This is a genomic window from Streptomyces sp. NPDC048197 (genome assembly GCF_043202395.1).
Classification (GTDB): Bacteria; Actinomycetota; Actinomycetes; order Streptomycetales; family Streptomycetaceae; genus Streptomyces; species Streptomyces siderophoricus.
Genome location: NZ_JBIDAJ010000006.1, coordinates 119,394 through 137,361, shown reverse-complemented (window position 1 = coordinate 137,361; position 17,968 = coordinate 119,394). Strand labels below are relative to the sequence as shown.

The following is a 17,968-nucleotide window of genomic DNA, read 5'->3' as shown; positions in this document are numbered from 1 at the left end:
GGTGGGGGCCGCGTCAGCGGGACAAAGGCGCGCCCACGTGTGGGTGAGGGGTGCCGGGGGCGGATATGGCGGGTACGGGTACTGGACACACCGCGGGGTCGTTCGGCAACCGGTTTCGGGGCATGCGGGCCGTTAGGCTGAGCGCCGTTTCGCACGCCGTTGCCGACGGTCGACGGTCGACACCGGCAGTGAGCCGACAGCACTACCGAGCCGACAGAAGCGAGGCAGCCTTGTCCTTTCTCACCATCGGGCACCGCGGGATCATGGGCGTCGAGCCGGAGAACACCCTGCGCTCCTTCGTACGTGCCGAGCACGAGGGCGTCGACGTCATCGAGCTGGACCTGCATCTGAGCAAGGACGGCGCGCTGGTCGTCATGCACGACGCGGACGTGGACCGGACCACCGACGGGGCCGGGCCGATCGCCGAGCGCACCCTCGCCGAGCTGCGGGAGCTGGACGCCGGCCAGGGTGAGCGGATCCCGGTGTTCGAGGAGGTCGTGGACGCGGTCAAGGCGCCGCTGCAGGCCGAGATCAAGGACGTGGCGGCCGCGCAGGCGCTGGCCGAGGTGATGCGGGCACGCGATCTGACCGGCCGGGTCGAGGTGATCTCGTTCCACGACGAGGCGCTGGCCGCGATCCGCACGCTGCTGCCCGGGGTGCGCACCGCGCTGGTCGGCAGCCGGTACGGCGCCGACGTCGTCGACCGCGCCCAGGCCGTCGGCGCGTACATGCTGTCGCTGAACATCCGCCGGCTCACCCTGGAGCTGGTCGAGCGGGCGCACGCCGCGCAGCTGAAGGTCGTCGCCTGGACGGTCAACACCCACGACCAGCTCCGGCTGGCCCGCGGCCTCGGCCTGGACGGGGTGGTGACCGACCTCCCGGAGATCCGGCGGGCGGTGCGCTTCACCGCCTGACGGTCCGCCGAACGGGGAAATCCGCAGTTCACAGCGGCGCAACAGGCTTCCAGCATGCGGACGTTTTCCCCGATGATCTCGACAGACGGCGGTGCGCACTGCCACTCTCCCGCCATGCGCCTCGTCAACCGCCCTCTTCGCCTGGCCACTTGCGCCGCCGTCGTGCTGCTCACCGCGGCCGTCGGCTGCGCCCCGCAGGACGAGTCCGCCGGTGGCCCGCGGGCCACCGGGCAGGGCAAGCAGGCCTGCGACCGCGGCAAACTCGCCACGGTGCGGGCCGGGAAGCTCACCGTCGGCACCGACAAGCCGGCCTACGCACCGTGGTTCCGGGACGACGACCCGGCCAGCGGCAAGGGCTTCGAATCGGCCGTCGCCTACGCCGTCGCCCGGCAGCTGGGCTACGGCAAGGGCGCGGTGGACTGGCAGACCGTGCCGTTCACCAACGCCTTCGCGCCCGGTGAGAAGAAGTTCGACTTCGACATCAACCAGATCTCCATCAGCGCACAGCGCAAGCACGCGGTGGCGTTCTCCTCCGGCTACTACGACGTGCGCCAGGCGGTCATCGCGCTCAAGGGCTCCCGGGCCGCGCACGCCAGGAGCATCGCCGACCTCCGGCACGTCAAGCTCGGCGCCCAGGTCGGCAGCACCAGCCTGGACGTCGTCAACGACACCATCCACCCGGACGGGACCCCCGCGGTCTTCCAGAAGAACGACTACGCGAAGACGGCCCTGAAGAACGGCCAGGTCGACGCGATCGTCACCGACCTTCCGACGGCGTTCTACATCACCTCGGCCGAGGTCCCAGACGCAAAGGTGGTCGGCCAGTTCGCGGGCACCGGCAGCACGAAGGAGCAGTTCGGGCTGGTGCTGGACAAGGAGAGCCGGATCACCGCGTGTGTGTCGGCCGCGGTCGACGCGCTGAGGAAGAACGGCACGCTGGCCGCGCTGGAGAAGAAGTGGCTGACCGACGCCGTTGCCGTTCCGGTGCTCAAGTGACGTACGACAAGAGGTCGTTGAAGGTACCGGCGGGCAGCGGGGAGACGGCCGTGGACGGCTATGTGCCGTCCGCGCGGCGGATCGAGCGGGAGCGGTTCAAGCGGGCCAGGGCCCGTCGTGCGACGGCGGTCGCCGCGCTGAGCACCCTGGTCACCGCCGCCGTGCTGTTCGTCGTGATCACCGGCTCCCCGGGCTGGCCGCGCACCCGGGACACCTTCTTCAGCGCCGCCTACGCCCGCAAGGCGCTGCCCCAGGTGCTGGACGGACTGCTGCTGAACCTGCGTCTGCTGGTGGTGTGCGGGGCCGCCGTGCTGGTGCTCGGGCTGCTGCTGGCGGTGGCCCGTACGCTGCGCGGCCCGGTGTTCTTCCCGCTGCGCGCGCTGGCCACCGCGTACACCGACTTCTTCCGCGGGCTGCCGCTGATCATCTGTCTGCTGATGGTGGTGTTCGGGGTGCCGGCGCTGCGGCTGCAGGGCGTCACCACCGATCCGGTGGTGCTCGGCGGGACCGCGCTGGTGCTGACGTACTCGGCGTACGTGGCCGAGGTCTTCCGGGCCGGGATCGAATCGGTGCACCCCTCGCAGCGGGCCGCGGCCCGGTCGCTGGGGCTCTCCAGCGGGCAGGCGCTGCGCTTCGTGGTGCTGCCGCAGGCCGTGCGGCGGGTGGTGCCGCCGCTGCTGAACGACCTGGTCTCGCTGCAGAAGGACACCGGTCTGGTGTCCATCGCCGGCGCGGTGGACGCGGTGTACGCCGCGCAGATCATCGCCGGCAAGGACTTCAACTTCACGCCGTACGTCGTGGCCGGGCTGGTCTTCGTCGCGCTGACGATCCCGATGACCCGCTTCACGGACTGGATCACGGCCCGGACGGACCGCCGGCGCGCCCAGGGAGGGCTGGTATGAGCACGACGGACCGCACACCGCAGCCCGCCGCGAAGGAGACCGCGGCGACCTCGGGGGACGGCCCCGTACTGCGGCTGGAATCGGTGCGCAAGACCTACGGGCGGGACACGGTCGTGCTGCGGGACGTGGACCTGGAGGTGCCCCCGCACACCGTGACCGCGCTGATCGGCGCCTCCGGGTCGGGCAAGTCGACACTGCTGCGCTGCGCGAACCTGCTGGAGGAGATCGACGACGGGGCGATCTTCCTGGACGGCACGGAGATCACCGATCCGCGGACCGACGCGGACGCGGTGCGGCGCCGGATCGGGGTGGTCTTCCAGGCGTACAACCTCTTCCCGCACATGACCGTGCTGGACAACATCACGCTGGCGCCGCGGCGGGTGCACGGGGTGCCGCGGGCCGAGGCGGAGGAGCGGGCCCGGGAGCTGCTGGACCGGCTGGGGCTCGGCGGGCGGGCCGGTGAGTATCCCGACCGGCTCAGCGGCGGCCAGCAGCAGCGGGTCGCGATCGTCCGGGCGCTGGCCGGCCGGCCCCGGCTGCTGCTGCTCGACGAGATCACCGCGGCGCTCGACCCGGAGCTGGTCGGCGAGGTCCTCGGCGTGGTCCGCGACCTCAAGGAGGAGGGCATGACCATGGTCATCGCCACCCATGAGATGGGCTTCGCGCGGGACGTCGCCGACCAGGTGTGCTTCCTGGACGGCGGGGTGGTGCTGGAGCGCGGCGCGCCCGGGCAGGTCTTCGGGGAGCCGCGACACGAGCGCACCCGGCAGTTCCTGCAGCGGATCATCCGGGCCGGGCGGCTGTAGCGCGCCCGGTGGGGACGGTCAGCCCAGCGGCTTGACCAGCACCTCGAACTCCAGGTCGGCGCGCTGCGGGATGCCGAACCGCTCGTCGCCGTACGGGAACGGGCTGAACTCGCCGGTGCGGCGGTAGCCGCGGCGCTCGTACCAGGCGATCAGTTCCGTGCGCTGCCGGATGACGGTCATCCGCATCTCGCGGGCCTCCCAGTTCTCCCGGGCGGTCCGCTCGGCCTCGGCGAGCATGGTCCGGCCCAGGCCACCGCCCTGGAGCGCGGGGCGCACCGCGAACATCCCGAAGTACGCGTGGTCACCGCGGTGTTCGAGCTGGCAGCAGGCGGTCAGCGCACCCTCCCGCTCGGCGACCAGCAGCAGCCCGGTCTCGTGCCGCACCACGGCGGCGACGCCCTCCGGGTCGGTGCGCTGACCCTCCAGCAGATCGGCCTCCGTGGTCCAGCCGGCCCGGCTCGCGTCGCCCCGGTAGGCCGACTCGATGAGGTCGACGAGGCCGGGGACATCGGCGTCGACGGCGGTACGGAAGATCAGCTCGGTGGTGGGCATGGCGGGCGGGGTCCTCTCGGGCCGGGCGGGGCGGAGCCGGGCGGCTGGCGGGTCCGAGGCTAACAAGAGGTGCGCGTGCCGCGTCAGGGCCACCGGCCGGGCGGCGTAGGGTCGCCGGCATGGTGCATGTACTGAGCAGCAGGGTGCTGTTGCGGCCGTCCGATCCGGAACGGTCGCGGGCGTTCTACGGCGAGGCGCTGGGGCTGGAGATCTACCGGGAGTTCGGCACCGGCCCCGAGCGCGGCACGGTCTACTTCCTCGGCGGCGGCTTCCTGGAGGTCTCCGGCCGCGCCACGGAGCCGGCCACGGACACCCTCCGGCTGTGGCTGCAGGTGGCGGACGCCGAGGCCGCGCACCGGAAGCTGGTGGCGCGCGGGGTGGAGGTGCTGCGGCCGCCGGTGCAGGAGCCCTGGGGACTGATCGAGATGTGGATCACCGACCCGGACGGGCACCGCATCGTGCTCACCGAGGTCCCGGCGGACCATCCGCTGCGCTACCGGCCCTGAAGGCCTCTCCCGCTCGCCTCCGCGCTCCCCGTCTGCGCCCGTGCGCTCCCGTGTGCGGCCTCCCCCGCGGGCATCCTGCAGCCGACGCGTACGGGTGGCGACGGCCGCAGGGAGGCGCTTCGTGCACGCACCACCGTTGGTCGGCTGGCTGCTGGTCCTGCTGTGCGCGGGCGCCGGGGCCTACTGCCTGGCCCGGGCCGGTGGCGTACCGCCGGCGCAGCGGGCGGCGGCCCGCGGGGAAGGGGTGATGGCGCTGGGGATGGCGGGGATGGCCGTGCCGGCGTCCGTGGTGGCGCCGCCGCCGTGGTCGCCGTGGCTGTTCACCGCGGTCTTCGGGGCGGCGGCCGGGGTGGCGCTGGTGCGCCGGCATCTGCACCACGCGGTGGGCGCGCTGGCGATGGTGTACATGGCGCTGGCCATGGTGTGGCCGGGCGGTCCCGCCGGCCGGCCGGGGGCGGGGCACGGCACGGCCGGGACGGACCACCTGGGCACGATGACGCACTCCGCGCCGGGCGGGGTCCCCTTGGTCACGGCGCTGCTGCTCGCCTACTACACGGTCTATGTGATCGGCGCGGGGGTCCGGCTGGTGCCCGCGGCGGGTGCGGCGGCGGACGGGCCGGCGGTGGCCGGGGCGCCCGTGGTGGCGGGCGGGGCCGGGACGGCGGACGTGCTGCGTGCCTGCCGGGTGGCGATGGGGATCGGCATGCTGGCGATGCTGCTCATGATGTGAGCCGGGCGGCGCGCCCCCGGCCGGTACGGCCGCCTCCCGTGTCACACCTCGCGCCGGGGTGGCGTACGTCACTTCCGATGCGTGCCTGTACCAACGAGTAGTCGTGCGCTCATAGGCTGACGCCATGATGGTCCCTCTCGCGCTGATGATTCTCGGCGCGCTGGCCGCGGCGACGGCGCCGCGGCTGATGGCCCGTTCGGACTGGCCCGACCGCGAACCGGTGCTCGCCCTGTGGGTGTGGCAGTGCGTGGTGGCCGGTGTCCTGCTGTGCTGCGTCCTCGCGATGTCGCTGAGCGCGGCCGCCGCCTGGGAGTCCGTCCGCAGCCCGGTGTTCGGCCCGGCGCCCCGGGTGGTCGTCGAGGCCTACGCCCTGCAGGCCCACGGGCCTTGGGCCGGGGTGCTGGCCCTGCTGCTCGCGGGCGGCGGTGCCTGGACGGGCCTGGCGCTGACCCGGGAGGTGCGCGACGCACGGGCCCGCCGGCGCCGGAGCCGGGACGAGCTGCGGCTGCGCGCCCCGCTGCTGCCCGGTGAGGAGCCGGCCGGGGAGCGGCTGGTCGTCCTGGAGGGCGACCGTCCGGAGGCGTGGTGGCTGCATCACTCCTCACCCCAACTGGTCCTCACCACCTCGGCGTTGCGGCGCCTGAAGGGCCGTCAGCTCGATGCGCTGATCGCCCATGAGCAGGGCCATGTGCGGGCCCGGCACGATCTGCTGCTGCACTGCGCCTCGGCGCTGGCGGCCGGCTTCCCGCAGATCCCGGTGTTCGCGGCGTTCCGCGACCAGGTGCACCGGCTGGTCGAACTGGCCGCCGACGACGTGGCCTCGCGCCGCTTCGGCCGGCTGACGATCGCCCTGGCCCTGGTCGAACTCAACGAGGACCGCGGGGTGTTCGGGCCCTGCCCGACCCAGCTCGCCCAGGTCCCGCAGCGGGTGGACCGGCTGCTCGCGCCCGCCCCGCGCTTCACCCCGGGCCGCCGGCTGCGGATGACGGCCTGCGCCGTCCTGGTCCCGGCGGTACCGCTGCTGGTCACGTTCATCCCGGGGCTGAGCGCGCTGACCTGAGGGGCGGGAGCCCGGGCGGAGGGCCGGTCCTGCGGGCGCGCGTCTCACCTTCGCGCCCGCCCGTGGCCCCGCGCGGCGTTCCGGGCCAGGATGGGGCCATGACCACGATCAAGGGTGTGCTCTTCGACTTCTCCGGGACGCTGCTGCGGATCGAGCCCGCCGATGCCTGGCTGCGTGCCGCGCTGCGGGCCACCGGGGTCGCCATGGACGAGGCGGAGCTGGCCCGCCGGGCGGCCGAGCTGGAGCGGGCGGGGGCGCTGCCCGGCGGCTCCTCCCCCGTCGCGCTGCCCGACGGGCTGGCCAGGCTGTGGGAGATCCGGGACCGGGACGCCGCCCGTCACCGCGCGCTGTACACCGGACTGGCCCGCCAAGTCCCGCTCCCGGCCGAGGAGTTGTACGACGCGCTCTACGAACGGCACATGACGGCGGCGGCCTGGCAGCCCTACCCCGACGCCGCCGAGGTGCTGGCGGAGCTGCGCCGGCGCGGTGTCCCAACCGGCGTGCTGAGCAACATCGGCTGGGACCTGCGGCCGGTGTTGCGCGCGCACGGCCTGGCCCGTTATCTGGACAGCTGTGTGCTGTCGTTCGAGCACGGTCTGCAGAAGCCGGATCCGCGGCTGTTCGCGGTCGCCTGCGGGGAGCTGGGGCTGGACCCGTCGACCGTGCTGATGGTGGGCGACGACCGTACGGCGGACGGCGGGGCGGCCGCGCTGGGCTGCGCCTACCTGCCGGTGGACCATCTGCCGGTGGAGCGCCGCCCGGAGGGCCTGCGGCCGGTGCTGGACCTGGTGGGGTGAGCGGCGCCCGGCCCGGGCCGGGTCAGCCGGCGGTGCGCGGGGCCAGCCACTGCTGGAGTTCGAGGAGGTTGCCCTCGGGGTCCCTGAGGTGGGCCACCCGCATCCGGTCGGTCATCGGGGCCGGTCCGTGGTCCAGGACCGCGCCGCGCCCGGTGAGCTGCGCGCAGTACCCGTCGAGGTCGTCGACGCACAGGGCGATGACGGAGCGGTGCCCGGCCGGGGGTACCGCGAGGTCGGCGAGGACCCGGGCGAGCTGGGCGCGGTCCTGGAGGGCGATGCCCGCGGAGCCCTGGTCGCACGTGAACTTGGCGTACGGGCCGTCCTCCGCCTCGAACTGCGGGGTGAGGCCCAGCACGTCCCGGTAGAAGCGGTAGCAGCCGCGGAAGTCCGTGACGAGCAGGCGGATCTGGGCGAGTTCCATCCGTGCGTTCCCCCGTGAGAAGTGATGACCGGGTCGCCCTGACCGGTGTGCGCGGTCAGGCAGGGCGAGGGCGACGGGGTGACGCTACCTCGCCGGGGGCCGCCGTGCCGCCGGGTCACGGCCCCTGGCCACGGCTGGTTCCCGGGGCGTGGTCGGCGGCCCATTTCCGGAGCGTGGCGAAGTCGTCGGGGAGGAGCCCGTCGGCCGGATCGACGCGGTGCGGGAGGGCGGGGCCCGGGTGGTGGCGGGCGATCCAGGTGAGGTCGGGCGGGCCGATCTCGTCGTCCACCCAGGCGAACGGGCGGCCGGCGGCGGCCTCGACGAGGGTGGGGGTCCCCCCTGCTCCTTGAGAGCTTGGGGGAGGGTTCCAGTGGACGCCGTCCGGGTCGCGCCGGTGCATCTCCGGCCAGTCCAGCGCGGGGAGTTCGGGCAGGCCCAGGACGGGCGCGATCCAGGTGCTGGCCTCGGTCCGCCACGTCGTCGCCCGGACGAGCCGGAAGCCCAGCCCCATCAGCAGCGGGCCGTGGTCGGGATTGAGCCACACCCGCAGGGCGGGGCGCGGCGGCTCCCAGCCGGTGGGCCGCATCCGCAGGGTGGTGTAGCCCCGGGGCCGCCGGTGCGGTGGGGCCAGCCAGGGGTTGAGCGGGCCGTCGACATCGAGGAAGAGGAGGGGCAGGGTGGCGTCCACGGGGTGATGATGCCGCGGACGGCGCCGGACCAATCCGTTCCGGTACGGCGCCGCCCCGGCCGGGCAGGATGCCGGCCGGGGCGGTACGGGGCCGTGGGGCCCGCAGCGGCCGGGTCAGCCGAGCGAGGCGATGGCCTGGTTGAAGGTCTGCGACGGGCGCATGACCGCCGCGGCCTTCGCCGGGTCGGGCTGGTAGTAGCCGCCGATGTCGGCCGGCGAGCCCTGCACCGCGATCAGCTCGTCGACGATGGTCTTCTCCTGCTCGGCGAGGGTCGCCGCCAGGCCCTTGAACGCCTCGGCGAGCTGGGCGTCCTCGGTCTGCTTGGCCAGCTCCTGGGCCCAGTAGAGCGCCAGGTAGAAGTGGCTGCCGCGGTTGTCGATACCGCCGAGGCGGCGGCTGGGCGACTTGTTCTCGGCGAGGAAGGAGCCGGTCGCCCGGTCGAGGGTGTCGGCGAGCACCTGGGCGCGCGCGTTGCCCGTCTTCTGGGCGAGGTGCTCGAAGCTGACCGCGAGCGCGAGGAACTCGCCCAGGCTGTCCCAGCGCAGGTAGTTCTCCTTGACCAGCTGCTGGACGTGCTTGGGCGCGGAGCCGCCGGCGCCGGTCTCGAACAGGCCGCCGCCGTTCATCAGCGGGACGACCGAGAGCATCTTGGCGCTGGTGCCCAGCTCCAGGATCGGGAACAGGTCGGTCAGGTAGTCACGCAGGACGTTGCCGGTGACCGAGATGGTGTTCTCACCGCGGCGGATGCGGTCGAGCGAGAACTTGATCGCGTGGACCGGCGCCATGATCTCGATCTGCAGGCCCTCGGTGTCGTGCTCGGTGAGGTACTGCTTGACCTTCTGGATCAGCTGGGCGTCGTGGGCGCGCTCGGCGTCGAGCCAGAAGACGGCCGGGTCGCCGGTCGCGCGGGCGCGGCTGACGGCGAGCTTGACCCAGTCGCGGATCGGGTCGTCCTTGGTCTGGCACATCCGGAAGATGTCGCCGGCGCTGACGACCTGCTCCAGGACGGCGTTGCCGGCCGCGTCGAGGACCCGCACGGTGCCCGTGGTGGGGATCTCGAAGGTCTTGTCGTGGCTGCCGTACTCCTCGGCCTTCTGCGCCATCAGGCCGACGTTGGGCACCGAGCCCATGGTCGACGGGTCGAAGGCGCCGTGCGCGCGGCAGTCGTCGATGACGACCTGGTAGATGCCGGCGTAGCTGCTGTCCGGGAGGACCGCGAGGGTGTCGTGCTCCTGGCCGTCCGGGCCCCACATGTGGCCGGAGGTGCGGATCATGGCCGGCATGGAGGCGTCGACGATGACGTCGCTGGGGACGTGCAGGTTGGTGATGCCGCGGTCGGAGTCGACCATGGCGAGCTCCGGGCCCTCGGCGAGCTCCGCGTCGAAGGACGCCTTGATCTCGGGGCCCTCGGGCAGCGACTCCAGGCCCTTGTAGATGCCGCCGAGGCCGTCGTTCGGGGTGAGGCCGGCGGTGGCGAGGACCTCACCGTACTTGGCGAAGGTCTTCGGGAAGAAGGCGCGGACCACGTGGCCGAAGACGATCGGGTCGGAGACCTTCATCATCGTGGCCTTGAGGTGCACGGAGAACAGCACGCCGTCGGCCTTGGCACGGGCGACCTGGGCGGTGAGGAACTCGCGCAGCGCGGCGACCCGCATGACGGAGGCGTCGACGACCTCGCCGGCGAGGACCGGTACCGACTCGCGCAGGACGGTGGTGGAGCCGTCGTCGCCGGAGAGCTCGATCCGCAGCGAACCGGCCTCGCCGACCACCGCGGACTTCTCGGTGGAACGGAAGTCGTCGTTGGTCATGTGGGCGACATTGGTCTTCGAGCCCGCCGTCCACTCACCCATGCGGTGCGGGTTGGCCTTGGCGTAGTTCTTCACCGAGGCGGGGGCGCGGCGGTCGGAGTTGCCCTCGCGCAGGACCGGGTTGACGGCGCTGCCCTTGACCTTGTCGTAGCGGGCGCGGATGTCGCGCTCCTCGTCGGTCTTCGGGTCGTCCGGGTAGTCCGGGAGCGCGTAGCCCTGGTCCTGCAGCTCGGCGATCGCGGCCTTCAGCTGCGGGATCGAGGCCGAGATGTTGGGCAGCTTGATGATGTTGGCCTCGGGCGTCTTGGCCAGCCGGCCGAGCTCGGCGAGGGCGTCCTCGATGCGCTGGCCCTCCTGGAGACGCTCGGGGAAGCTCGCGATGATGCGACCGGCCAGGGAGATGTCACGGGTCTCCACGTTGACGCCGGCCTGCGACGCGTAGGCCTGGATCACAGGCAGGAAGGAATACGTCGCGAGGGCGGGGGCCTCGTCAGTGTGGGTGTAAATGATGGTCGAGTCAGTCACCGGGTGCTCCGCTCCACGTCTGCAACATTGCTCGACATCAAGATATCTCGTGACGGCCTTCCCCTCGACAGGACCCTTCCACTGCGTTTGGCTTTCCTCCCACGTAGCTGGCTGTCCCGCCGTCGGGGTTGCTCGCCGTGGCGCTTTGCGGCGCCGCGTACGTAGCTGGCTGTCCCGCCGCGGGGCTTGGTCGCCGTTGCGCGCTTTGCGGCGCCCCGCACGTACCTGGCTGTCCCGCCGTCGGGCTTGGTCGCCGTTGCGCCTGCGGCGGGCTGGGTGGGTGGTAGGTGCGGTGCCGGCCCTCCAGACTTCGTCCTCCGGTCCAGCCCCTCCCGTGAGGGGGAAGGGTGAGCTGAGTGGGGGCGGGCGTCGTCTCAGAAATACCCCACGTCGTGGGCAGCGGGAATACCTCCCCCGCCCGTTGGGTTGAGGCCCTGCAAGGGGCGCTCGTAACCCTTACGGGTTCTGTTCGACCGTCCCCTACGGGTCCCAACGACCCCTTGCAACCCCAACGTCCACCCCCACCCACCGCATTCCTATCCCCAACGGGAGGGGACGGGCCGGAGGGGCCGGTTGTGTGGACGTAAAGCGTCAGCAGTCCACACAACCGGCCCCGGAGGCCCGTCACCGCACCCGACACCCACCCAGCCCGCCGCAGGCGCAACGGCGAGACGCCCCGCGGCGGGACGGCCGAGTACGTTCGGGGGCGCCGCAAAGCGCAACGGCGAGGCGACCCGCGGCGGGACAGACAGGTACGTGGGATGCGCCGCAAAGCGCAACCGTTGACAGTCGCCCCTACTCGCCGGTTACCTTGCCCGGTGCCCACACTGCGCTTCGTACGGGTGGACGGCGAGACCGGTCTGGCGGACTGGCAGCACGTCCACAACGTGATCATCCCCACCCATCAGCTGTCCCTCGACGACGTACGGGAGCGTTCCGGGCGCCACCACCTGGACGTCGCGTATCTCGGTGACGTCCTCATCGGCTGCAGCACCGTCCGGCTGCCGGTGGACGGCACGGCCACGGTGATCGCCCGGGTGCTGGCCGCCCACCGCGGGCAGGGGTACGGCGGGGAGCTGTACGCGCGGGGGCTGGAGCGGGCCCGCGCGCTGGGTGCCGGAACGATCGAGACCGTGGTCCTGTCCTCGAACGAGGACGGCCTGCGGTTCGCGCTGAAGCAGGGCTTCGAGGAAGTGGAGCGCTACCTCCTGCCGGGCGACACCATCCCCTGGATCGACCTGCGGCTCGCCTGACGCCCGCGCCCGCGAACTCCGCCCCGCGGTTCCCTCAGAAGTAGGACTGCAGGGTTCCCCGGCGCCGGACGTCCACGGTGGCGCAGTGGAAGGATCCGCCGAAGCTGTTGAAATTGCGGAAATTGCAGGGAATGGGGGTGAAACCGAACTTCTTCATCGTCGCGATCATCGGCTCGTCCTGGCGCTCGACGATGACCCGCTGTTCGTCCAGCATGAGGATGTTCATGTTGATCCATTTGCTGGTCATGTAGAGCGGATGGGAATCCGGGATGACCGGTTCGGGCGCGGCCATCACGTCCCAGCCCTTGAAAAGATCCGGCACTTCCGGCACCCGTTCGGGGTGGATCAGCAGCTTGCCCGGCGCCATCGGAACGAGCGTGGCGTCGATGTGCATCGGGTGCGAGTCCTTGAACTCGAAGACATGGATGCGGTATTCGTCGCCGAGGTGGCGGCGCAGCCACTCGATTCCGAAGTCATTGGTGACATTGCTCTTCTGCGCGATGATGTCGCGTCCGCAGCGGGTGAAGTCGGCCGCGTCGAAGGTCGGCTCGAACTCCGTCACCACCAGCCGCTGCGGGCCGTCCTCGCCCGGATCGCTCCATTCCTGGTCGAATTGGGCGTCGGTCAGCTCGGGCTTGGGTCCGGCGGTCCATTTCGCGCCGCCGTGGAAGTACTCCTTGAGCAGCGGGCGGTAGGCGAGGTTCTCGTAGTAGCGGGAGCGCCAGGCCATCGGGCATTCGATGATGTCGTCACCGACGACGAGAATCGCGTCCCTGGGCATCGCCGCGTACATCCCGGTGCTGGTCCAGTCGAGCGTGGTGTAGGGCGTGCGCTGCGGTATGGGCTCCGGCCGGCGTACCGTCACCCCCTCGCCCTCCAGTATCCGGACGAATTCCTCCAGTTCGGCGCGGGCCGCGGCGACCTGTTCGGGCGGGAACGGCTTTCCGGCATTCCGCCGGAAGGTCTCGTGCTGGTCGCCGGGGAGCACCGGCGGTAAGGCCATGTGCCAGGTCGGGAAACTGGCGTCGTCGACGATGCCGACGATCACTTCCTCCAGCGGGTCCCACTCCGTGTAGGAACACACCGGGCTCGTGGGCCGGTCCGCGGAATCGGCGGACGGGTAGGTCCGCACGGGTGGGTCGTTCTGGGCTGTCACGCACTCGCTCCTCGATCTCATGGCGCACGGCAGCCAGGAACCTGACTGCCGTGATGAAGATCGATTGAACGCGGCGACCGACGACCGGGGCAAGGGTCGTTCACATCTTGGCCAAAATTCCTGCCTTGCCACTTACTACGTGCTCTGCTATTCAACGGGGAACGGAAAAGGGCACAACGAACGTCCGAGGAACGGGAGTTGGCCGCGCCCTTACCCTTTCGGCACGTTTCCGTCAGACGACTCCGACCGCGCGCAGCGCCCTGCGCTGTACGGCACTGGGCCGGGCCGGGAAGTACAGGTAACAAACCCCGCCACTCCCGCTGACGACCTTGCCGTCGGCGTTCTTGCGCTTGGTTCTGAGCCAGATGTTCTCGAACTGCCGGCGGCGGTAGATGTGGCGGACGGCCTGGTCGTCCGGGGAGTTCGGGTCGTTGGCGATGACGTCGCCGTCCTTGGTGAAGCCGATGACGGTCATCAGGTGGCCGGCGGTGCCGTAGCCCGCGCCGTCGAGTTCGGTCTTCAGGAAGGACTGGGAGGTGATGAGCGGGAGGCCGGCGTGGATCAGGCGTTCGGCGTCGTTGAGGGAGGTCAGGCGGGTGACGACGGCCTGGAGGTCGCGGTAGGTGGCGGCGTAGGCGGCGTTGAAGGGCCAGTTGCCGCAGCCGTCGTACTGGTAGTCGAAGGTGTAGCGGGCCGCGTGGCAGACCTGGGGGTCGGCGTAGTCGGGGTTGACCCAGGACAGCTGCTGCTGGGTGGGCCGGCGGCCCCAGTACTCGATGATCATCTGGGACGAGGTGGGGCTGCACCATGCCTCGCCGCCGTTGTCGTACTCCGGGTACTGGCCCTTGTGGATCTCCTGCGAGTACCGGGGGACGACCAGTTCGCGGCCGGTCAGGGCGGGTGTGGACGCCGGTACCTCGAAGCGGTCGGGGAGGTCCGAGCCCATGGCGCCGAGCCGCCAGATCGTGGGCGTGAGTGCGGTGCCGGGCCTGCGGTGGAGGGTGGCGCGGAGCCGGTACGAGGTGAGCCGGAGGCCGCCGGCGGGGTTGTCGACGGCGAAGGTGTCGGTGGAGATGCTGCTCTTGCCGTCCTTCTGGCCGTCGACGGAGGTCCGCCGGATGTCCGCGTCGCCGTCGCCGGCCGTCCAGCGGCCCATGACGTACCAGGGCGTTGCGGTGCCGTCGCTGTAGGTGCCCCGCAGTTCGACGGTGATCCAGGTGCCGGGCGGGGTGTGCGCGTTCCAGGAGGCGACGACCTCGGTGGCGGGGACCTCAAGGGCGTGCACCGGGGAGGTCCAGGTGGCGTACTCCCAGGCGGCGGTCCGGCCGGTGTGCGGGTCCTTGTAGTCGGCGGTGCCGGCCGGGCGGGCGAGGCGGATGCCGGGGCGGGGGCCGTGGGCAACGGCGGTGCCGTCGGCGTGGCCCCGGCCCCAGTCGGACGGGGTGGTCCAGGCGTGATAGTCCACGGGGCTCTTCGGTCGGCGCGCGGTGGTGTCGGCGGTGGCGTCCGGGGCCGCCTGCCCTGCGGTACCCGCGGCCGCGGCGGTCCTGCGGGGTTCGTCGGCGGCGTGCGCCAGGGCCAAGGGGGTGGCGGCGCCGGCCGCGGCGGCGAGCGCGGCGGCCAGGACGGTGCGCCGGGGCGCGGACTTGGTCATGTGGAGGTCCCCCAGTCGGATGCGTGCGATCGGATGGGCGGGGCGGGCCGGGGCGGCGGACGGGCAACGGCGTCTCCCCTGCTCGGCGCGAGGGAGAGCTCGGGGAGGATCGGCAGTGGCTCAACTATTGCCGTTCCGGACCTGCTTCGGAAGGCGCTGCGGCGCGCGTCGCCCGGGAAATATTGGTCCACACCAGTGGCGAGCGGGAGGGCGCCGGCCGCGGCGTACGCTGGCGCGATGGTTCACGATCTGGCCCCGCTCGCCGCCCGGCTGCGTACGTTGCCGCCCTCCTGCGGACCGGTGCGGCTGATCGCGGTGGACGGCCACGCGGGCTCGGGGAAGACCACCTTCGCCGAGCGGCTCGCCGGGGCACTGGGCGGTGCGCCGGTGGTGCACACCGACGACCTGGCCACCCATGAGGAGTTGTTCGCCTGGGACGAGCGGTTCCGCACCCAGGTGGTGGAGCCGCTGTCGCGGGGCGGGACGGCGCGGTACGGGATCTACGACTGGGTGCGCGGGGAGTTCATCGAGGAGCGTGCGCTGGCCCCCGCGCCGGTGGTCCTGGTCGAGGGCGTCGGCACCGGCCGGCGGACGCTGCGGCCGTATCTGAGCGCTCTGCTGTGGATGGAACTGACGCGCGAACATTCCTGGGAAAGGGGGCAACTCCGGGACGGGCCGAGCCTCTCGGCGTTCTGGAGTGGCTGGATTCCGGCGGAGCGCGCGCACTTCGCGGCGGACCCTTCGCGCCCCTACGCCGATTTTCTGGTGCACCAGGGGAAGTTGGGGTACGAGGTACGGATGGGGCCGGGATCGGCGTGGTGATCGGCCCCGCAGTTCACTCTGCGTAGCGGACGGCGCCCGGTGGGGGGCGCACCGACGACAGGGTCTTGCCGAGTGCCCCAACTCGGCTTGACCTGGGGGGCGTACAGGACTTACGTTCTCAATGTGCGGTTCAACGGACCGCCCGCAGATGCGAAGCCCCCGGTTGTTCCCCCGTGATCGGGGGCTTCGTTCTGCGTAAAACCACCTCGCGCCGCCGGCGTGCGCCGCCTTCACCCTCACCCTGGGTCACCGCATTCTTCGCGCCGCCGCGCCGTACCACTCGTCCGCTCCTGCCCCGTACCGCCCTCTACGGCCCGCGCCGTTCCCGCAGGTACCATGCGGGTCTGTGCCACCGCAGGCCACACACCGGAAATCCGCCGCGGCGAGGGTCAACTCCCGTATGCCGTACGCCGGTTCGGACGGCTTCCAGCGGCGGGCACCGGCCCGGCGGCACACACGGGGGACGCTTTGTGGGGGGACGGATGGATTTCGGAACTCAGGGTTCGCCCGCCCCGGCCGAGCTCGCCTGGCTGCGCGCGGTCGACGCCTACACCGTGGGCGCCTATCCGCAGGCGGAGGAGGAGTTCCGGGCCGCGGTACGGCTCGATCCGTCGATGGCCGACGCCTGGCTCGGACTGCACGCGCTGCGCGCCGACACCTCCATCGCCCTGCTGCGGATGCACCGCCACCGCGACCGCTTCGGCGAGATGCGCACCCGGCACCGACGCACCCTCAACTCCTGGTACTGGCTGGGCTGGTGGGTGCAGCCGGTGCTGGAGACCGGCCGCGACCTGCTGCTGGCGCACGCCTCGCACTGGCTCGACGGCCGGCACGTCGCCGAGCTCGACCAGGCGCTGGCCGGCTGCCCGCCGGTCGACACCGACCCGCAGGTGCGCTTCCTGCACGCCTGCCGCGCCTATCTCGTCAAGGACTGGGACCAGCTCGTCCGGCACACCGACCCGCTGCTGGGCGATGCGGTGCTGGGCATCGAGGCCGGGCTGTTCGGCGGGATGGCGCGGGTGCGGCTGGAGATGTACGGGCAGGCCGAGCCGCTGCTGTCGGCCGCGCTGATGCGGTGCCGCAGCGAGCAGCCACAGCGCAAGGAGCTGCGCTACTGGCTCGCCCGCGCCCACGAGGGCACCGGACGCAGCGCCGCGGCGCTCCCCCTCTACCGCGCGGTGCACCGGGTGGACCCGGCGTTCATGGACACCGCGGCCCGGCTCGCCGCGATCGCCGAGGTGGACGGGCTGGACGAGGGCGCGGGCCTGGCGGCGGTCTCCGCGTCCGGGCTCGGCCAGGAGGCCGGCGGCGACCTGGACCCGCTGGCGCCGCTCGATCCCGTCGACGGGCGGGAGCTGCTGGCGACCGGTGAGGCGGGCGGGCCGGACGGTGATCCGCTCGGCGCCGCCGCGGCCGGCGGCGAGCCGGCCGCCGCCCGGGCCAAGGCCGCGGTGCCGGGACCGCGCGGCACCGAGCGGCTGCCCGCCGGGCCGGCCGATCCGGTGCTGCTGGAGAAGGCGCTGGCGGAGCTGGAGCGGATGGTCGGCATGGAGCCGGTCAAGCGGCAGGTGCGGGCGCTGTCGGCCCAGCTGCGGATGGCCCGGCTGCGGGCGGGCCAGGGCCTGCCGGTCCAGCCGCCGAAACGGCACTTCGTCTTCTCCGGGCCCTCGGGCACCGGCAAGACCACCGTCGCCCGGATACTCGGGCGGGTCTTCTACGCGCTGGGGCTGCTCGGCGGCGACCACCTCGTGGAGGCCCAACGCGCCGACCTGGTGGGCGAGTTCCTCGGGCAGACCGCCGTCAAGGCCAACGAGCTGATCGACTCCGCGCTGGGCGGGGTGCTCTTCGTCGACGAGGCGTACAGCCTGTCCAACTCCGGCTACAGCAAGGGCGACGCCTACGGTGACGAGGCGCTGCAGGTGCTGCTCAAGCGCGCCGAGGACAACCGGGACCGGCTGGTGGTCATCCTCGCCGGCTACCCCGAGGGCATGGACCGGCTGCTGGCCGCCAACCCGGGGCTGTCCTCGCGGTTCACCACCCGGGTCGACTTCCCCAGTTACCGGCCGCTGGAGCTGACCGCCATCGGGGAGGTCCTGGCCGCGGAGAACGGCGACCGCTGGGACGCGGAGGCCCGCGACGAGCTGTGCAGCATCAGCGGCCACGTCGTCGACCAGGGCTGGGTCGACGAGCTCGGCAACGGCCGCTTCCTGCGCACCCTCTACGAGAAGAGCTGCGCCTACCGCGACCTGCGGCTGTCCACCTGGCAGGGCACCCCCACCCGCGACGACCTCGCCACCCTGCGGCTGCCGGATCTGATGCAGGCGTACGGCGAGGTGCTGTCGGGGCGGGGGCCGGAGTCACCGGGATTCTGACGCGG

17 protein-coding genes are annotated in these 17,968 nt (G+C 72.2%); 11 read left to right on the top strand and 6 right to left on the bottom strand.

Going from position 1 to position 17,968, the window contains the following annotated elements:
- Positions 1-230 precede the first annotated feature (230 nt).
- The 4 genes from ACGF4C_RS11005 to ACGF4C_RS10990 all read left to right on the top strand — a co-directional run bounded on the left by ACGF4C_RS11005 (position 231) and on the right by ACGF4C_RS10990 (position 3,618).
- Complete coding sequence (locus ACGF4C_RS11005) at positions 231-914, top strand: glycerophosphodiester phosphodiesterase family protein (protein WP_030413225.1); 684 nt, start codon at positions 231-233, stop codon at positions 912-914.
- A 114-nt stretch (positions 915-1,028) separates the two neighbouring features.
- Positions 1,029-1,910 carry an ABC transporter substrate-binding protein gene (locus ACGF4C_RS11000; RefSeq protein WP_393565464.1) on the top strand — a complete coding sequence of 294 codons (882 nt, stop codon included), beginning with the start codon at positions 1,029-1,031 and terminating at the stop codon, positions 1,908-1,910.
- Positions 1,907-2,812, top strand: a complete 906-nt coding sequence (locus ACGF4C_RS10995; RefSeq protein ID WP_393565195.1) for an amino acid ABC transporter permease — start codon at positions 1,907-1,909, stop codon at positions 2,810-2,812. The genes ACGF4C_RS11000 and ACGF4C_RS10995 overlap by 4 nt, the downstream gene beginning before the upstream one ends.
- Positions 2,809-3,618: an amino acid ABC transporter ATP-binding protein gene (locus ACGF4C_RS10990; RefSeq protein WP_393565193.1), complete on the top strand. Its 810-nt coding sequence runs from the start codon at positions 2,809-2,811 to the stop codon at positions 3,616-3,618. Before ACGF4C_RS10995 ends, ACGF4C_RS10990 begins: the two co-directional genes overlap by 4 nt.
- Before the next feature lie 18 nt (positions 3,619-3,636).
- Here the strand turns inward: ACGF4C_RS10990 and ACGF4C_RS10985 are convergent, their stop codons facing one another.
- Positions 3,637-4,170 carry a GNAT family N-acetyltransferase gene (locus ACGF4C_RS10985; protein WP_393565192.1) on the bottom strand — a complete coding sequence of 178 codons (534 nt, stop codon included), beginning with the start codon at positions 4,168-4,170 and terminating at the stop codon, positions 3,637-3,639.
- A 119-nt stretch (positions 4,171-4,289) separates the two neighbouring features.
- Between ACGF4C_RS10985 and ACGF4C_RS10980 the strand changes: the two genes are divergently transcribed.
- The 4 genes from ACGF4C_RS10980 (at position 4,290) to ACGF4C_RS10965 (ending at position 7,263) form a co-directional block, all read left to right on the top strand.
- Positions 4,290-4,676 (top strand): VOC family protein, encoded by a 387-nt coding sequence (locus ACGF4C_RS10980; RefSeq protein ID WP_393565190.1) that lies wholly within the window; start codon positions 4,290-4,292, stop codon positions 4,674-4,676.
- A gap of 121 nt (positions 4,677-4,797) precedes the next feature.
- A complete protein-coding gene (locus ACGF4C_RS10975) occupies positions 4,798-5,406 on the top strand; it encodes a DUF5134 domain-containing protein (RefSeq protein ID WP_393565188.1) in 609 nt (202 codons plus the stop codon).
- Between the two features lie 124 nt (positions 5,407-5,530).
- A complete protein-coding gene (locus tag ACGF4C_RS10970; RefSeq protein WP_393565186.1) occupies positions 5,531-6,466 on the top strand; it encodes a M56 family metallopeptidase in 936 nt (311 codons plus the stop codon).
- Between the two features lie 98 nt (positions 6,467-6,564).
- Positions 6,565-7,263, top strand: a complete 699-nt coding sequence (locus tag ACGF4C_RS10965) for an HAD family hydrolase (protein ID WP_393565185.1) — start codon at positions 6,565-6,567, stop codon at positions 7,261-7,263.
- Positions 7,264-7,285: 22 nt separating this feature from the next.
- Here the strand turns inward: ACGF4C_RS10965 and ACGF4C_RS10960 are convergent, their stop codons facing one another.
- From ACGF4C_RS10960 to ACGF4C_RS10950, 3 genes are all read right to left on the bottom strand, one after another.
- Entirely contained in the window at positions 7,286-7,684 is a 399-nt protein-coding gene (locus tag ACGF4C_RS10960; RefSeq protein ID WP_393565184.1) for a VOC family protein, read from the bottom strand.
- 115 nt (positions 7,685-7,799) lie between these two features.
- Positions 7,800-8,372, bottom strand: coding sequence for a hypothetical protein (locus tag ACGF4C_RS10955; RefSeq protein ID WP_393565183.1), 573 nt, complete (start codon positions 8,370-8,372; stop codon positions 7,800-7,802).
- A gap of 114 nt (positions 8,373-8,486) precedes the next feature.
- Positions 8,487-10,706 (bottom strand): NADP-dependent isocitrate dehydrogenase, encoded by a 2,220-nt coding sequence (locus ACGF4C_RS10950; protein ID WP_393565181.1) that lies wholly within the window; start codon positions 10,704-10,706, stop codon positions 8,487-8,489.
- An 818-nt stretch (positions 10,707-11,524) separates the two neighbouring features.
- Here ACGF4C_RS10950 and ACGF4C_RS10945 point away from each other — a divergent pair.
- Positions 11,525-11,959, top strand: a complete 435-nt coding sequence (locus tag ACGF4C_RS10945) for a GNAT family N-acetyltransferase (RefSeq protein WP_393565179.1) — start codon at positions 11,525-11,527, stop codon at positions 11,957-11,959.
- Between the two features lie 34 nt (positions 11,960-11,993).
- Here the strand turns inward: ACGF4C_RS10945 and ACGF4C_RS10940 are convergent, their stop codons facing one another.
- Complete coding sequence (locus ACGF4C_RS10940; RefSeq protein WP_393565177.1) at positions 11,994-13,115, bottom strand: amidinotransferase; 1,122 nt, start codon at positions 13,113-13,115, stop codon at positions 11,994-11,996.
- A gap of 232 nt (positions 13,116-13,347) precedes the next feature.
- A complete protein-coding gene (locus ACGF4C_RS10935) occupies positions 13,348-14,769 on the bottom strand; it encodes a peptidase C39 family protein (RefSeq protein ID WP_393565176.1) in 1,422 nt (473 codons plus the stop codon).
- Positions 14,770-15,006: 237 nt separating this feature from the next.
- Here ACGF4C_RS10935 and ACGF4C_RS10930 point away from each other — a divergent pair, with 237 nt between their 5' ends.
- Both ACGF4C_RS10930 and ACGF4C_RS10925 read left to right on the top strand, forming a co-directional pair.
- On the top strand, positions 15,007-15,591 hold the full coding sequence (locus ACGF4C_RS10930; RefSeq protein WP_393565174.1) for a uridine kinase: 585 nt from the start codon (positions 15,007-15,009) through the stop codon (positions 15,589-15,591).
- Between the two features lie 482 nt (positions 15,592-16,073).
- Positions 16,074-17,963: an AAA family ATPase gene (locus tag ACGF4C_RS10925; RefSeq protein ID WP_393565173.1), complete on the top strand. Its 1,890-nt coding sequence runs from the start codon at positions 16,074-16,076 to the stop codon at positions 17,961-17,963.
- Positions 17,964-17,968: the final 5 nt, after the last annotated feature.

Bases quoted from the DNA above. Each gene is read 5' to 3' on its own strand.
- ACGF4C_RS10930 (WP_393565174.1), top strand. From the start codon at position 15,007: ATGGTTCACGATCTGGCCCCGCTCGCCGCCCGGCTGCGTACGTTGCCG.
- ACGF4C_RS10935 (WP_393565176.1), bottom strand. From the start codon at position 14,769: ATGACCAAGTCCGCGCCCCGGCGCACCGTCCTGGCCGCCGCGCTCGCC.
- ACGF4C_RS11000 (WP_393565464.1), top strand. From the start codon at position 1,029: ATGCGCCTCGTCAACCGCCCTCTTCGCCTGGCCACTTGCGCCGCCGTC.
- ACGF4C_RS10925 (WP_393565173.1), top strand. From the start codon at position 16,074: ATGGATTTCGGAACTCAGGGTTCGCCCGCCCCGGCCGAGCTCGCCTGG.
- ACGF4C_RS10970 (WP_393565186.1), top strand. From the start codon at position 5,531: ATGATGGTCCCTCTCGCGCTGATGATTCTCGGCGCGCTGGCCGCGGCG.
- ACGF4C_RS10990 (WP_393565193.1), top strand. From the start codon at position 2,809: ATGAGCACGACGGACCGCACACCGCAGCCCGCCGCGAAGGAGACCGCG.
- ACGF4C_RS10965 (WP_393565185.1), top strand. From the start codon at position 6,565: ATGACCACGATCAAGGGTGTGCTCTTCGACTTCTCCGGGACGCTGCTG.
- ACGF4C_RS10985 (WP_393565192.1), bottom strand. From the start codon at position 4,170: ATGCCCACCACCGAGCTGATCTTCCGTACCGCCGTCGACGCCGATGTC.
- ACGF4C_RS10980 (WP_393565190.1), top strand. From the start codon at position 4,290: ATGGTGCATGTACTGAGCAGCAGGGTGCTGTTGCGGCCGTCCGATCCG.
- ACGF4C_RS10960 (WP_393565184.1), bottom strand. From the start codon at position 7,684: ATGGAACTCGCCCAGATCCGCCTGCTCGTCACGGACTTCCGCGGCTGC.